Annotated in this window: 14 protein-coding genes and 1 pseudogene; 3 read left to right on the forward strand and 12 right to left on the reverse strand. The window is 55.5% G+C overall.

Going from position 1 to position 13,067, the window contains the following annotated elements; translation table 11 throughout:
• Positions 1 to 5 precede the first annotated feature (5 nt).
• The 3 genes from metC to AP059_RS22055 all read right to left on the reverse strand — a co-directional run bounded on the left by metC (position 6) and on the right by AP059_RS22055 (position 1,797).
• Positions 6 to 1,184: a cystathionine beta-lyase gene (gene metC, locus AP059_RS13215; protein ID WP_059763228.1), complete on the reverse strand. Its 1,179-nt coding sequence runs from the start codon at positions 1,182 to 1,184 to the stop codon at positions 6 to 8.
• Between the two features lie 262 nt (positions 1,185 to 1,446).
• A complete protein-coding gene (locus tag AP059_RS13220) occupies positions 1,447 to 1,641 on the reverse strand; it encodes a helix-turn-helix domain-containing protein (RefSeq protein ID WP_059763227.1) in 195 nt (64 codons plus the stop codon).
• A gap of 9 nt (positions 1,642 to 1,650) precedes the next feature.
• Positions 1,651 to 1,797 carry a hypothetical protein gene (locus AP059_RS22055; protein WP_177332382.1) on the reverse strand — a complete coding sequence of 49 codons (147 nt, stop codon included), beginning with the start codon at positions 1,795 to 1,797 and terminating at the stop codon, positions 1,651 to 1,653.
• 154 nt (positions 1,798 to 1,951) lie between these two features.
• Here AP059_RS22055 and AP059_RS13225 point away from each other — a divergent pair, with 154 nt between their 5' ends.
• Positions 1,952 to 2,380, forward strand: coding sequence for a LexA family protein (locus tag AP059_RS13225; protein ID WP_059763226.1), 429 nt, complete (start codon positions 1,952 to 1,954; stop codon positions 2,378 to 2,380).
• Positions 2,370 to 3,650: a translesion error-prone DNA polymerase V subunit UmuC gene (umuC, locus tag AP059_RS13230; RefSeq protein WP_059763225.1), complete on the forward strand. Its 1,281-nt coding sequence runs from the start codon at positions 2,370 to 2,372 to the stop codon at positions 3,648 to 3,650. The genes AP059_RS13225 and umuC overlap by 11 nt, the downstream gene beginning before the upstream one ends.
• On the opposite strand, the gene AP059_RS13235 is transcribed toward umuC, so the two are convergent.
• Positions 3,647 to 4,132, reverse strand: coding sequence for a DUF2938 domain-containing protein (locus tag AP059_RS13235; RefSeq protein ID WP_059763224.1), 486 nt, complete (start codon positions 4,130 to 4,132; stop codon positions 3,647 to 3,649). The genes umuC and AP059_RS13235 overlap by 4 nt on opposite strands.
• A 79-nt stretch (positions 4,133 to 4,211) precedes the next feature.
• Here AP059_RS13235 and AP059_RS13240 point away from each other — a divergent pair, with 79 nt between their 5' ends.
• A complete protein-coding gene (locus AP059_RS13240; RefSeq protein WP_059763223.1) occupies positions 4,212 to 4,664 on the forward strand; it encodes a helix-turn-helix domain-containing protein in 453 nt (150 codons plus the stop codon).
• Positions 4,665 to 4,669: 5 nt separating this feature from the next.
• On the opposite strand, the gene AP059_RS13245 is transcribed toward AP059_RS13240, so the two are convergent.
• The 8 genes and pseudogenes from AP059_RS13245 to AP059_RS23245 form a co-directional block, all read right to left on the reverse strand.
• Positions 4,670 to 5,203, reverse strand: a complete 534-nt coding sequence (locus tag AP059_RS13245) for a DUF1266 domain-containing protein (RefSeq protein WP_256209850.1) — start codon at positions 5,201 to 5,203, stop codon at positions 4,670 to 4,672.
• Positions 5,204 to 5,336: 133 nt separating this feature from the next.
• Positions 5,337 to 6,563 (reverse strand): PcfJ domain-containing protein, encoded by a 1,227-nt coding sequence (locus tag AP059_RS13250; protein ID WP_256209851.1) that lies wholly within the window; start codon positions 6,561 to 6,563, stop codon positions 5,337 to 5,339.
• Complete coding sequence (locus AP059_RS13255; protein ID WP_256209852.1) at positions 6,539 to 8,863, reverse strand: hypothetical protein; 2,325 nt, start codon at positions 8,861 to 8,863, stop codon at positions 6,539 to 6,541. Before AP059_RS13255 ends, AP059_RS13250 begins: the two co-directional genes overlap by 25 nt.
• A gap of 101 nt (positions 8,864 to 8,964) precedes the next feature.
• The gene (locus AP059_RS13260) at positions 8,965 to 10,599 is read right to left on the reverse strand and encodes a WG repeat-containing protein (RefSeq protein WP_059763220.1); all 1,635 of its coding nucleotides are present in this window, start codon (positions 10,597 to 10,599) and stop codon (positions 8,965 to 8,967) included.
• 173 nt (positions 10,600 to 10,772) lie between these two features.
• The gene (locus tag AP059_RS13265) at positions 10,773 to 11,180 is read right to left on the reverse strand and encodes a hypothetical protein (RefSeq protein WP_059763219.1); all 408 of its coding nucleotides are present in this window, start codon (positions 11,178 to 11,180) and stop codon (positions 10,773 to 10,775) included.
• A gap of 152 nt (positions 11,181 to 11,332) precedes the next feature.
• On the reverse strand, positions 11,333 to 11,596 hold the full coding sequence (locus tag AP059_RS22060; RefSeq protein WP_048365530.1) for a PAAR domain-containing protein: 264 nt from the start codon (positions 11,594 to 11,596) through the stop codon (positions 11,333 to 11,335).
• 56 nt (positions 11,597 to 11,652) lie between these two features.
• A complete protein-coding gene (locus AP059_RS22555; RefSeq protein ID WP_177332384.1) occupies positions 11,653 to 12,243 on the reverse strand; it encodes a DUF1963 domain-containing protein in 591 nt (196 codons plus the stop codon).
• Positions 12,244 to 12,643: 400 nt separating this feature from the next.
• Positions 12,644 to 13,067 (reverse strand): annotated as a pseudogene (locus tag AP059_RS23245) (RHS repeat-associated core domain-containing protein); the annotation flags it as partial.

Here is a 13,067-nt window from a genome sequence, read left to right on the forward strand (position 1 = left end):
CAGCCTCAGGCGACCGCCACACAGGGCTTGTTGAGCGCGATGTCCAGCGCACGATGGAAGTCGTGCTGCAAATCATTGATGTGCTCCAGCCCCGCATGCACACGGATCAGATAGCCCTGCGCCGGGGTGCAATGATTGCGCTGAGGCTGGCCTACGGGCACGACCAGGCTTTCAAAGCCGCCCCATGAAAGCCCGATGCCAAACAGTTTTAAGTTGTCGAATAGGCGGGCCAATACCACCGGGTCTTGTGTATTGACCTCAATGCCGAACAGTCCACTGGCACCCAGAAAGTCGCGCTTCCACAGGTCATGGCCGGGGTCGCCAGGCAGCGCGGGGTGCATGACGCGAGTGATCAACGGATGGTGTGCCAGGCTGCTGGCCAATTCGACGCCGTTGCTCCAATGCCGTTGCAACCGTACGGGCAGGGTACGCAGGCCTCTCAGCGCCAGGAACAGGTCATCCGGGCTGGCGGTTTGGCCAAAGTCATGGGCGCCGGCTTTTAACAGGGGCCATGCCCGTTCGTTGGCCGTAGCGACCCCTAGCAAGGCATCCGAATGACCGACGATATATTTGGTTGCAGCCTGTATCGACACATCCACGCCATGTTCGAACGGTTTGAAATAGAGCGGCGAGGCCCACGTATTGTCGAGCAGCACAAAGGCGCCCACGCTGTGGGCCGCCTGGCAAATGGCCGGCAGGTCGCACACCTCAAACGTCAGCGAACCGGGTGATTCGGTGAACACCACGCGCGTATTGGCTCGCAGTTGCTGCGCAATGTTCGTACCTGCGCTGGGCGCAAAGAACTCCACCGCTACACCAAGGCGCGTCAGTACCGTGCTGACAAAAGCACGTGTCGGGCCGTAAATGTTATCGGTGATCAGCACATGATCACCGGCACTCACGAAGGCGAGCAGGGCATGTACGCAAGCGGCCAGGCCTGAGGGGAATACCAGGCTTGAGTGGCCACCTTCCAGTTCGGCGATGGCGTCCTCGAAGGCGCGGGTTGTCGGCGTGCCAAAGCGCCCGTAGTGGGCGTATGGGTTGCCATCTTTTTTGCTGGCCTCCCAACTGCTGAAATCTTTGGCCAGTACGGTTGAACCCCTAAATACCGGGGTATTGATCAACCCGCCGTAGGCCTCGGAGTCTCTGCCGCAATGGAGATAGTGAGTGGTGGCATCGTGCATGGTCGTCAGTCTTGGCTGAGAGTGTCGAAAAATGATACCGATGCTTTGCGTGTTTATTTTTGCTTTTTATTCGGTTTTTAAATTACTAATTAGAATTAAATTCTAGTGGGATGAGGTTTGAGGTTGATAATCCGCCAGGACGGCCGGATGGAAGCCGTCAAGGGTGCAAGCGCAAAGCGCGGTTACCCGTTTGCTGGCATAGGCAGCGAGCGGGCAGCGCAGTGATCGGCAATGTTGCGTATCAACGATCTTCATCAGCCCGCTAGTGCAGCAGGTCACCCGGCTGGCAGTCCAGTGCTGCACAAATGGCCTCCAGTGTCGCCAGCCTTATGCCTTTGACCTTTCCTTGTTTGAGGAGCGAAAGGTTTTGTTCGGTGATACCGATGATCTGTGCCAAGTCCTTGGACTTTACCTTGCGCATGGCCAGCATCACGTCCAGCTTGATTTCGATGGGCATGTTTACCTCTTAAACAAACTGCTGATTTTCGCGCGCCAACCCGCATGCACGGTGCAAGCTGCGGGCAACGATCATGACACTGGCCGCCAGGAACAAGGCGACCAGATCCGAGGGGCCAAAGCTCAAGGTAAACAAGCGCTCTCCCTCTGGTCGCATAAAGGTGATCCTGACGCTCAACACGGGGCCCTACCCGGCAGGGCATGACACTTCTTGCCGTGCCTCTCGTCGAAATTTCCTACAGATAAATTGACCTGCAACGCTTGTCGCAGTTTACTGTATGTCTATACAGTTATCAGATAAGGCGTGCGTCATGGGTTTCACGGTTTTGGGTCCTCTGGCTGAAGGTGGTGTTCGCCGACCGTTGTGTTCGTTCAAGGTGCCTGCCGGTTTTCCGTCACCGGCAGCGGACCATATCGAGAAGCACATCTCCCTCGATCAAGCGCTCAATATCCGCGCGGCCCATGTCTATCTCGTCACCATTGAGGGCGACAGCATGCAGGACGCGGGGATTTTTTCAGGTGACCTGGCCGTGGTCGACCGCGCGATTGAGGCGGGCCACGGGCATGTGGTGGTGGCGCTGCTCAATAACGACCCGATCTGCAAACGGCTGTCGAAGAAGGGCAACACGCTCATCCTGATCTCTGAAAACCCTAAATACCCCAACCGCTACATCATGGAGGGCGATGAGCTTTCGATTTGGGGTGTGATCACCCATACGGTGCGCACTCATGGTCACTGACCCCAAGCCGGTGTTCGCCCTGATCGACTGCAACAGCTTCTATGCCAGTTGCGAGCGCGTGTTTCGCCCGGACTTGGCCAAGGTGCCGATTGTGGTGTTGAGCAACAACGATGGCTGTGTGATTGCCCGCAGCTATGACGCCAAACCGTTTATCAAAATGGGTGCGCCCTATTTTCAGATCAAACAGTGCCTGCAGCAGCACGGTATCCGGGCGTTCTCCTCGAACTATGCGTTGTACGGCGACATGAGTGAACGGGTGATGAGCCTGATCGAGGCTCAAGTGCCTGCCGTCGAGGTGTACAGCATCGATGAAGCGTTCGCGGACATGACCGGTATTACAGATGTCACCGAGGTAAGCCGGCAATTGCGAGCACGTATCTTGCAATGCACCGGTATCCCGGTCGGTGTCGGTATCGCGGCGACCAAAACGTTGGCCAAGCTGGCCAACCACACAGCTAAACGTTTGCAGGAGCAAACGGGTGGGGTGGTCAATTTGTGCCCGGATATTTCGCGAGACTGGGCGCTGCGCAATACACCCGTTTCGGATGTTTGGGGGATTGGGCGGCGCATGAGCGCGCACCTGGAAGGCATGGGCATTACCAAGGCCATGCATTTGGCGAAAGCCGACCCCTGGATGCTGCGTAAAAAATTCAGCGTGGTGATCGAAAAAACCGCCCGTGAATTGGCGGGCACGCCGTGCCTGGAGCTGGATCAACCCGACCCGCCGAAACAAGAAATCTGTTGCAGCCGAATGTTTGGCAAACGTTTGAGCGACATAGCGCCGATCAAAGAAGCGGTCGCGACGTACATGATGCGTGCCTCGCAAAAGCTGCGGGAACAGAAGTCTTATTGCCGTAAGGTGCGCGTCAGCATTCGTACCGGGATGTTCAACCCCGACGAGGCCAAATACGCCAAAGGGGTGGTGGTGACGTTGCCATACCCGACCGATGACGTGCGCCTGCTCACTAAAACCGCCGTCGAGGCGGTGGAGCATGTTTTTCAGCCCGGGTTCAAATACAGCAAGGCCGAAGTCATGCTGCTCGACTTGCGCCAACCGGGCGAGTTTTCCGATGACCTGTTTGCCCTTAACCAGCCCGCCGAAGCCAGCAAGGTGATGGCCGTCCTTGACCAGATCAACAACCGCTGGGGCAGGGGGACGCTGCGTGCGGCCAGTGTGCCGAGTCATCCAGACTGGGGCATGCGCCGAGACCTGATGAGTCAGAGTTACACCACTCGGCTGGACCAGTTGTGGAAAGTGTCCTGCCACTAAACCAGCAGCCAGCCCGCCACATATAAGCCAAGGCCAAAGGTCAGGTGCGTGAGCAGGCTTTTTTGGCGTGCCAGGCGCGGATTGGGAGTGTTTGCAGCCGCGATACCCATGCCAAACGCGGGCTGCATAATCACCCACGGCACCGCAACGCTAAGCAAGCCTGCAAGCAAGGCGGCAACCAACGTGGGCTGATAGAGCCAATCTTTACCGACGGCCGCCACCAGCAAGCCTGCAAAGACAACGCCGGTCAGGTAGTGAAATCCCCAGCCAATCAGGCGCTCATGCCGCGTGGGGCGGGCGCTGTTAATTGAGGCATGGCTGAACGTGCCCGAAAGCATATGGCCTAACCATCGGCCTACGAGTGCGTAATCGAGTGATTGCACATTAAAAAGACGCTTGCGCAGCCAGGCCACGAGGTCCATAAACAGGGTGGCCCCCAAGCCAATCCCTACCATCCTGGCGATCATTTCAGCACTGCTCATGTCAGGTTCCCCTTGTCGGGCAGACGTTTGGGTTAATTGAAAGGCGAGTGTGCAGGTTCAAGTCGACTTGAGGTCAAGCATGAAAGAGTTGGGCATTGGTGAAGTCGCAAAGCGTAGCGGGGTGCCCGCATCGACCTTGCGCTACTACGAAGAAAAAGGATTGATCCGTTCAATAGGCCGACGTGGCTTGAGTCGCGTGTTCAACGCAGACGTGCTGGACCGTCTTGCACTGATCGCACTCGCGCAATCGCTGACGTTCTCACTGGATGAAATTGCCCCGATGCTGGCAGAAAATGGCCAAGTGACACTTGACCGGCAACAGCTCACCCGCAAGGCTGACGAGCTGGACCGTTTATTGGATAAAGTCAGCGCGGTGCGTGATCAACTGCGTCGTGCGGCCGCGTGCCCATCGGCCAGCCATGAGCAATGTCCAAGCTTTCAGCAACGCCTCAAAGAGGCGTCGCGCGAGGATACTCTTGCGGGCGCCTTATGCTTTCAAGGCCGCAATGCCCCCTTGTCATCACGAGCGTAGGGCTATCACGCAGGCGTCGGGTTCAAGGCCGGTAACTCGCGCCAAGGCATGCCTGCCCATGCGCCTGTCTTGGGTGCCAGCAATTGATTCAACCGCGTTTCATTGAAACGCTCACCCAAAGGATCAGCCCGAAAGGCCGCTACCCATTGCTGACGGCCATCAATGAACGCCTTGCCCAGATCCTCCCAACTGGCAAAACAATCCTGTGCACGTTGGGCGTTGAGTAACAGCACGCGCCAAACCGTTTGCTCAGGCAGCCATGTCATTAACATCACACAGCGCATCAGAAACGCTGTGCGGATACAGGCAAAGGCCATGGCTGCGCGAGGATCATCGTCGGGCGACAAATGCTCAAGGTCCAGGCCAAACCACTGACGCTCCAGGGTTGCTTGCAGATGCGCACGCACTTCGTCATCGGTGGCGGTGCTGCGAAACCCCAATTGATGCAAAAGTGGACCTCTGATCTGCGCCAATGTCTGGTCTGTAAACGCGGTGGTGCCCGGGTCATAGAACCCGGGCAACCCCTGGGCGTCGACCATGGGTTGGGACAGTGTCAGCGCCCACTGTTTGCGTTGCGTGAAGGGCGAAGCTGCGACAGCGCGCGGCTTTCTGAACGACCACCAACTCAGGCATAAAATCGTAATAATTAGAATCGTTACCATCGCAAATATTTCACCGTGTTTTTGCTTGCCAATCGATGATGCCCGCCGCGTGCGCAGAAGACAGGCCAACCCATGGCACACCCTCGGTGCTGAAGTGTCGGTTATCCGACAGATCGGGTGGGTTGAGGGGGTCGAGCACGTGGCGTACGGCATACCGAACCGAGGCGGCTTGCGGCTCGACGTGCTGCAACAGGTCGACCTGACGGGCTGCAACCAGCCATTCGACCATGGCCGAAGGCGCCGCAAGGCGAGCAAACAGGTGCGGATAACGCACCACCAACCGGGTCTGGTCGCTGGCATCGCTGACCTGCTCGATACGCATCCAGCCTGCGTGTGTGCGCACAATCCCCATGGCGATACAGTCCGGTGGTGATTGTTGATCAGTGCCCAGTGCGTTCAGGCCCCTCAGCAGCGGCTCAACGTAGCGTTCAATGGGCGCACGGTTCTGTTTGCCTTTCACTTGCTCGATGGTCATTTCGCCATTCGCGTGCACCGTCATGCTGAGCGTGATGTGCGGCTGGCCTTGGCTGTCACGCAAACTGAACAACCGCATGTGACCGTTCTCAGCAGCGTGGGCGTAGTATTCGCCATAGCCTCCGGTCAGCGCTTTGCGATCGGCGAACTGCCCCAGGCAATGGCGCATGGCATAGCTTTCATAGGCCATTTCGGCGCGTAGCAATGGGCTTTTTGGCAGCAACTCAACCCACGTATGCTCACCACACGTCACCACGCTGCGCAGGGCTTGAGGCTGACTGGCACGCCAGCCTTGCGCTGTACGGGTGACCATTTGCGCATGCTCTTTTTCCCACAACATCAGCGCCTGAGGGCAATTAATGCGCTCAAGTTTGCCCTCAAGTGGCGTGCCGCTGCGCGACGCCAAAAACTCCACCAGCAATGCTTCCTGCAGCAGCAGGGGCGGCGCCTTGGGGTCGACCCACACCAGTGGCACGGTCTTGTCCTGTTCATTGAAGTGGCGGCTCAGCCACCGCGGCGCCGGGCTGCAACCCAGTACCGTGAGTGCATCTTCCTGAGTGTGGATACGCTGTGCAGGCTCAAAGTTGCTTACCAGATGGCGATAAAAGTGGTTCTGCAACCATGCGCGGATCGACGTTTCATCGCCCCGTGTTTGGCTACGCTCGGTAATGCCCTGTTTCAGCTCGTCTGCATTTAAGGCATTACGCGGTGCGTAACCCCCGTGGTGCAGGTGGGGCACTACTTCCATATCTGCCACCAGCATTTATTGGCTGCTCTTTCAGCCCGTTGCAGCTCTGCAATGCTTTTCTTTATGGCTGAGGCGTCCGGGTTCGCCCAGTCGGCCTCGGTTGAACGGATTAATAACGCGCGCTGGTAATACTCGATGGCTTCGGCCCTGCGTCCCAAACGCTTGAACATCGAGGCGGCCTGGACCATCAGCGTCAGCATATTCGCGGTCTCGACTTGAGGGGCATAGCGCAGCCACAAGGCATATGCATTGTCGGGGTGGCTGTGCGCCAGATAGCGTGCCAGCACCATGCGTGAAATCAGCCCGTTAGCCGTCAATTGCTGATCGCTGATGCCCTGTGCTTCCTGGCATTTGAGCAAGCGTTCAATCCAGATCAGAATTTCGCCACTACGATTCAAGGTAAGTAAGGCGTAGGCAACGTCACAAATATATTGGTCGAGTTCATGACGGCCGTAGCCAAACTCAAGGGCGTAATGCCAAAGCTGTTCGGCAGCCTCAACGATGGCCGAGTGATTATTCTGATCGCGATATACCCGAAGGATGCCGTCATAGTGCTCGGCAAACGGACTGGCTTGAATGCCACGCTGATGCAGGTTGATGGCACGTTCTTGCAGACTAGGTTCGTGGGCGCATTGGTACTGAATCGCAAGGTTGTTACACAGCATGGAGTACAGATGCGTGCAGGCATTGAAGGGATGCCCGGTGCCGCTGGCGAAATAACGCTCCATGTGCGCCAATCCTTGCTCGTAGGCATGGATTTGAGCTTTTGCCAGCAGCGCCTTGGCTTCTTGACGTTCTGTAGCCGGTAGCTCTTTAGACTGTTCTTCGATCAGATTGTCTATGTGGCCCGCGTAGTTATAAGCATGCAAGCCACAGATAAAAATGGGAGCAGGGTGTCGCAGTGCTGCAATCACCCCCAGAGCATGCACGCGGGCTGTAAACAGGCTGAAAGCGGTACGGTTGTCTTGCAAATTGCCGGCGTGGGCAGCTTCCAGCAACAAGGCCAATTGGGCCGGGGCATCAATGATGCCGGCCTCGCCATCGTGCACTGCCGCCAGACGCTTGATCCAGTAATGATCCGGTGCTCGCCGTTGCGCTTCGGCACGGGCCAGGGCAAAGACCTCGTTTAGTCTCTGTGCAGTATCGGTGGCTTGATATAGGGTTGCGAGCAAGGGGCAGGGCGCAGTGCTGCAGGTATCGAGGGGCGGCAGGGCTTCGATAAACGCGTGCAGCGCCTCAGGCCTGGCGCAGGCGCGCATCACGCACAACGGCCACCACACCCGCTGGTCTTCGGGATCTTGCAGGCGTTCATGCACCAGGCGCACAGTGCCAGGCCATAGCTCGCTGCCCAGTTCGTAAACGTCGTGAAATGCGCGCTGCCCAGCGGCGTCGATCTGGCCGCTCTCCATCAGCCACGGTAAGTGGCAGTGGATGAAGTTATGACCTCCCTCACAGTCCAGGCTGAGTGTTGCCACCGCACAGATTTCCAGTGCTTGGGCAAGTTCGCCTTGCGCGTATTTGGAACGCGCAGCAAGACGCGCCATTTGCACTTCCCATTCGCGCTGTTGAGGCAGGGGTAAATGTGCCGTCAATTGGGTGATAGGTTGTTCAAACATTGCCAGGCGCAAAGGAATGATTTCGATCAGCGCATTCCCCAGCCATACCCAGTCGGCGGCATCGACATCCTGATCGGCGCCTGCGGTGCGTAAGGCGGTCACGGCGTGTAATGCCGCCTCACGTGCCTGTTCGTGTTGCTCATAAGCCGCCAGCACCCCGGCACGCCGTTGATGCCGATCCGCCAGATCCCAGGCCTGCACTGCAACGCGATCAGGATTGGCAGTTGCCAGGCGATGGCGCACCTCAATGGTTTGCAGCGCCACCTCAAGGCTGCCGCACTCCAGTTCGTCGAAAAGACGGTGCTGGCGATAATGCTCCACGTCGAAGTCCAACGTTTGAGTCGCCATCGCTGCCAGCGCTTCAAGCTGCTCAAGCATGGCGCTGTCTTCATTCAAATAGTTGGCCAGGCGCAAGCGCAAAAAAGCCAGATTCATGTTCAGCTCAGGCTGTTGCGCGCCAGGAACGGTCAGCAATAGCGCAGCAGCATCCTGCTCAAGTACGGCTTTGGCGGCCTGCGCATCCCCGGCGTTCACCCACAACACATGCAGGCGGTCGATGGCATCCAGAGAATCAGCCTTCAGCGGCTGAGCACGCAGGGACGCCAACGCGGTATCGGCATCGTGTTCCTGACGTTCAGCGTCCACACGGTCCATGAATTGGTCCAGCGCGATGCCGGTAAGTGCCTTTAAATTGTTCACACTCAACTCCATGTGTTGACCTTATTTCGTTGTTTAACAAACTGCGTCACAGCAAAGCCGCCATTGCGCAGCAAGCAAGGGCGGCTGGGTGGTTAATCCGGTTATTGGGCGTCAGCCGCCTCGTCATCTTCTGGCTCGCCGCAGAAATTTTCCGGGTCGGTGGGCCACACTACTTTGCCGCTGCCATCAATCACTTGCTGCACATCGCAGCCAACCGTGCGGGTCTGAAAACTTGGCGTACCGTTGAGGCTATACAAGGCTCGCAGGCTGCGGGTTTCATCGTTTGGCGTACCTTCCAGCGCGTAAGCGAATAGCGCGCCGCGCGCTTGATCTACAACCACTTCTTGCCACTGGGCAGGCACCAGGAGCTTGCCCTTCAGGTCATAAAGCGCAGTGTTTGTCTGGCGGGTTGATTCGGTCATGGCGCGGATAAAATGGCCACTTTTGTCCAGCGTAATGTGCAGATACTGGCCGGGTTCAATCAGCACCTTGCCGCTGGCATTCATCACGCCCAGCGTGGGCTGTTGATTGGCGGCGCCCAGAAACGTGACGGTTTTGGTAGGCGAATCGGGCTTTGCAAACACAAACAGATCAGGCGTCAAAACCCCTACCTGCACGTATTCGGGCTTGAGCAGTTCAATACCCTTGTCGGTGTCAAAAATGCCGTAATAAGCCACGAACATATTTTGCAACGTGCCGGTCTGGGTATAGCCAGGGGCATTCTTGAACATGCCCATCGGGGCATGCACTGCAGGTCCGACCCAGTCGAACGTCGGCTCAGTCAGTGCTTGCCCGGTGCGTGCGATGAAACTGAATTTACCCTTGCCGCCGTCATCGGTCTTGGGCTTAACCATTGCGCCTTTCTGACCAAAAACCTCACATTCTGCATAGGCCGGAGCAATGGCGACCTTGCCCTGAAAATCCAGATAGCCGCAGAGGCTGTCGTGGTTTTCCTTGAACGCAACCAAACCATTGCCCGGTACGCCCATCCAGTAATATTTGAGGTCGGTCAACAGCTTGGTTGACGCGTCTGCCAAGCCCTTCTTGCTACCGAGCGAGACCACGAAATGGTCGTTGGCATATTCATCGAACTTATCGAAGCCGACCTGTTTGGTTTCCCCCGTCTGGAGGTTAATCACCCAATTCTGAGCGTCACGTTCGGCAAGAATCCAGCCGCCGGCCAGCGCGATGTCTTTGTATGTTGTTAGAGAGTCGAAGAGCGGCTCAGTGACAACATGCCCATCAGCGCCAAGCAGGCCGAACTTTTCGTCGATCCCGTAGACGATGTACTGACCCATGCCCGGTGGCAGGTCACCTCCTGAATAGATTTCATCATACGCAGGCGCTTGAACTTCATTACCTTGCTGATCCATCACGCCAAACTTGCCATCACGTTCGAAACCGAAATAACCCGGTGTCAGCAAACGCAGGCCATCCGTGAAGTTGGGTTTAATGATCTGAGAGCCATTGGCATTGGCAAGATTCCATTGACCGTCTTCGGCAAAGATAAACGTGTTATTCAGCGGTATGGACAATGTCACGGCATACGTATTATCGCCGTTGACCAACATCGCACCGTTTTGATCCAGTACCAGGCATTCATCATTGACACAGACTGGAATGACCATCGAGGCGAGAGCAGCAGGCTGGGCGGTATCTTCATTACATCCCGCCAGAAATAAGGCAGATAACGAAAACGCCAAAGGTGCCAGGCGGGCACTGAACATTCTTTCCATGACAAAAAATCCTTAAAGGGGTAAGCCAATGCCCACTCACATATCAATAAGTGAATGGGCACTTGTGATGCGTTATATCCGGATGATCCTTATCGAGTCCGACAGCCCTGAGCATTCATGGGCTATCGAAACGAAGCATCCTGTACAAACGTCTTAATGAGCGCTCGTACTGTTTATGGCTGCATGGATTTCAAGCCTAGGCGCAGGGCTTGGTCTGCGCTTGTACACCAGCCTTTAAGGCCTTGCTGGGTATCTTTGATATTCGAAAGTTTGCCATCACTGCCTTGGCTCATGCCCTGACGGCCGGTTTTTTCCATCGCGTCCCCCGCGCTTTTATCGAACGTAGCCGGCATGTTAGTGACGTAATCCACCATTTTTGCGGCATTGGTCTGGCTTTCATTGGTCAATACACCTTGATCGACACAATACGAAATCAAGCCCGACATCGACCGGCTGTTGTCATAGATGCGCTTCAGGGTTGCAGCATCGGGCATGCCCGCAGCAGGTGCGGGAGCTGCTTGAACGACAGAACATAAAGAAACGGTGGTTGCCAGCAACAGGGTTGAAAACTTGAGGTTCATGTTTAATCCATTAAAGTTGATGCAAATGTGAACGTGCGGGAGGGTTGAATCTTTGCCGGGTCCGGGAGTACCCCAACAGGTGAAAGCACACCTGCATTAAACGGATTTAAGGCAGGTGTACAGAGCTTTTCTGGCGTGAAGCGAAGGCACAATCAACTGCTAACAGCGCCTTTAGGGCCACTGGCTATTAGCGCCGCGCCACAAGCCGTCTTCATTCCATCGAGTGCAACGGCAATGCCGTCAACGGAGTAAGTCGCGCTGCCCTCGGCAATGGGAAAAACCCCTTTGCATAACGGGCAACTGACGTTATGACCCACACCGGCAATCGGTTTACCGTTGAGGTCAGTCCGGGAAAAAGCTTCAAGCACGACACCCCCATGGGTGGTGGAGTCGCCTAGGCGGATGATGTCTTTCATTGTGGTGGCACGACGTCAGTGGGAAAAAAGTTAAGAATGTTCATGTTGTTTAAAATCTAACTTGTTTGAATTAAGAATTTCCCTGCATCGATATCTTGACAAGAGATATTTTTTTTAAGCATCAAATACCCTATGCCGCCGACGAGTATGCCTTTGTGGTAGGGGGCTGCTTTATTTAAGCGTGAGCTGTTTATTTGGAGGGCGTAATCCAGGGTTTTTAAGTTCTCATCATCTTGAATCCATGCTGGAATTCCTCCTATTTTAGCAATGCCATTCTCATTGCTATCTTCATTGGGGTTTTCAATGACCGTTATTTTTTTTGAAGGAGTAATAGGGTCTGCATAGGCACCCATCTGTAGCATGGAAGGCTTATAAGCAATCACTTTGCCTCCTTCGGTCATGATGGTTTCAATGTAGTCGTCAGAAGTTTTTGAATAAGGCGTAAAAATTGAAATGACCAACTGTGTGTCTAGGTTGAAGTTTGTATATTTGTTGATGAACGCTGCTGGAAAGGTGGCAAGGTGTAGTAATGGCCCACCTTCTGAGCCTTTAGGCCAAGCTAAAGCAGTCGGCAGATAAGGGTCGCCTCCAAGGTAGGGTTCAGAGTTACTTGGAGTCCCATCGATAAAAACTAATTCATTAAACATCTTCTGCACTCCGTTATTTGCAGGGGCATGGGCAAGAAGTAAGGAAGTTTTCAGCTTCTTTGCGTAGTTCTCTAGCACGTGATGCGGGTAAGCCTGAGGTCCTTAGCGCACCTTGCCATACGTCCATTTGACGTTTGGAGGGTAGTCCATTTGGTCCAAATTGGAACTCGTCGCGGCCAACATTGAGATGCAAAGCTGCCAAAGCATTTTCATTTCGGTGGACATCTGTATGCATACCGCGAGGGATAGCAATTGATGGGTTAGATTTATTGCGAACCCCTTCGGGTGTCAACCCCATTTGCTCCAGTGCTTCATTGCGTACAAATTCATGAGCATCCAGGGCATCACCGGTATTCGTCTTTCCCGTAAGACTCCCGTAGGTGCCTAATTGGCATTTTCGTGCCAAGCCTAAAGGATCAATCCAGCCTGTGCTGTTTGAGGCGTATTGGAAGAGGTTCGCACCACCAGCATATCCAATCGGGTCTTTACTGATAAACCGCCCAACCCGTGGATCATAGTACCGATAGCGGTTGTAGTGCAGCCCCGTTTCGTGATCGTGATACTGGCCCTGAAATCTGATCGGATTGGTCAGGCCCTCACGCTGTGCCCATTCCGAACGCTGTTCTTTTATCTCACCCCACGCTTTGTACTGCGCACTCCAAGCGAGTTGGCCGTTGGGGTCGGTGAGTTCTTGCGGCGTGCCTAAGTGGTCGCACTGGTATCAGGCCAATACGTCAATCGGTAGCGCTTGGGGCGTGTGCGTCCACAGCGGGTCTTGGTCTATATCGTAGGCAGCTTCGTAGTTCGGCTGCGCCAACAGGCGG

Source organism: Pseudomonas sp. TAA207 (genome assembly GCF_001529285.1).
Taxonomy (GTDB): domain Bacteria; phylum Pseudomonadota; class Gammaproteobacteria; order Pseudomonadales; family Pseudomonadaceae; genus Aquipseudomonas; species Aquipseudomonas weihenstephanensis.

Bases quoted from the DNA above. Each gene is read 5' to 3' on its own strand.
- AP059_RS13260 (WP_059763220.1), bottom strand. From the start codon at position 10,599: ATGGAAAGAATGTTCAGTGCCCGCCTGGCACCTTTGGCGTTTTCGTTA.
- umuC (WP_059763225.1), top strand. From the start codon at position 2,370: ATGGTCACTGACCCCAAGCCGGTGTTCGCCCTGATCGACTGCAACAGC.
- AP059_RS13250 (WP_256209851.1), bottom strand. From the start codon at position 6,563: ATGCTGGTGGCAGATATGGAAGTAGTGCCCCACCTGCACCACGGGGGT.
- AP059_RS13245 (WP_256209850.1), bottom strand. From the start codon at position 5,203: ATGGTCGACGCCCAGGGGTTGCCCGGGTTCTATGACCCGGGCACCACC.
- AP059_RS13240 (WP_059763223.1), top strand. From the start codon at position 4,212: ATGAAAGAGTTGGGCATTGGTGAAGTCGCAAAGCGTAGCGGGGTGCCC.
- AP059_RS13235 (WP_059763224.1), bottom strand. From the start codon at position 4,132: ATGAGCAGTGCTGAAATGATCGCCAGGATGGTAGGGATTGGCTTGGGG.
- AP059_RS13220 (WP_059763227.1), bottom strand. From the start codon at position 1,641: ATGCCCATCGAAATCAAGCTGGACGTGATGCTGGCCATGCGCAAGGTA.
- AP059_RS22055 (WP_177332382.1), bottom strand. From the start codon at position 1,797: ATGCGACCAGAGGGAGAGCGCTTGTTTACCTTGAGCTTTGGCCCCTCG.
- metC (WP_059763228.1), bottom strand. From the start codon at position 1,184: ATGCACGATGCCACCACTCACTATCTCCATTGCGGCAGAGACTCCGAG.
- AP059_RS13225 (WP_059763226.1), top strand. From the start codon at position 1,952: ATGGGTTTCACGGTTTTGGGTCCTCTGGCTGAAGGTGGTGTTCGCCGA.
- AP059_RS13265 (WP_059763219.1), bottom strand. From the start codon at position 11,180: ATGAACCTCAAGTTTTCAACCCTGTTGCTGGCAACCACCGTTTCTTTA.
- AP059_RS22060 (WP_048365530.1), bottom strand. From the start codon at position 11,596: ATGAAAGACATCATCCGCCTAGGCGACTCCACCACCCATGGGGGTGTC.
- AP059_RS22555 (WP_177332384.1), bottom strand. From the start codon at position 12,243: ATGTTTAATGAATTAGTTTTTATCGATGGGACTCCAAGTAACTCTGAA.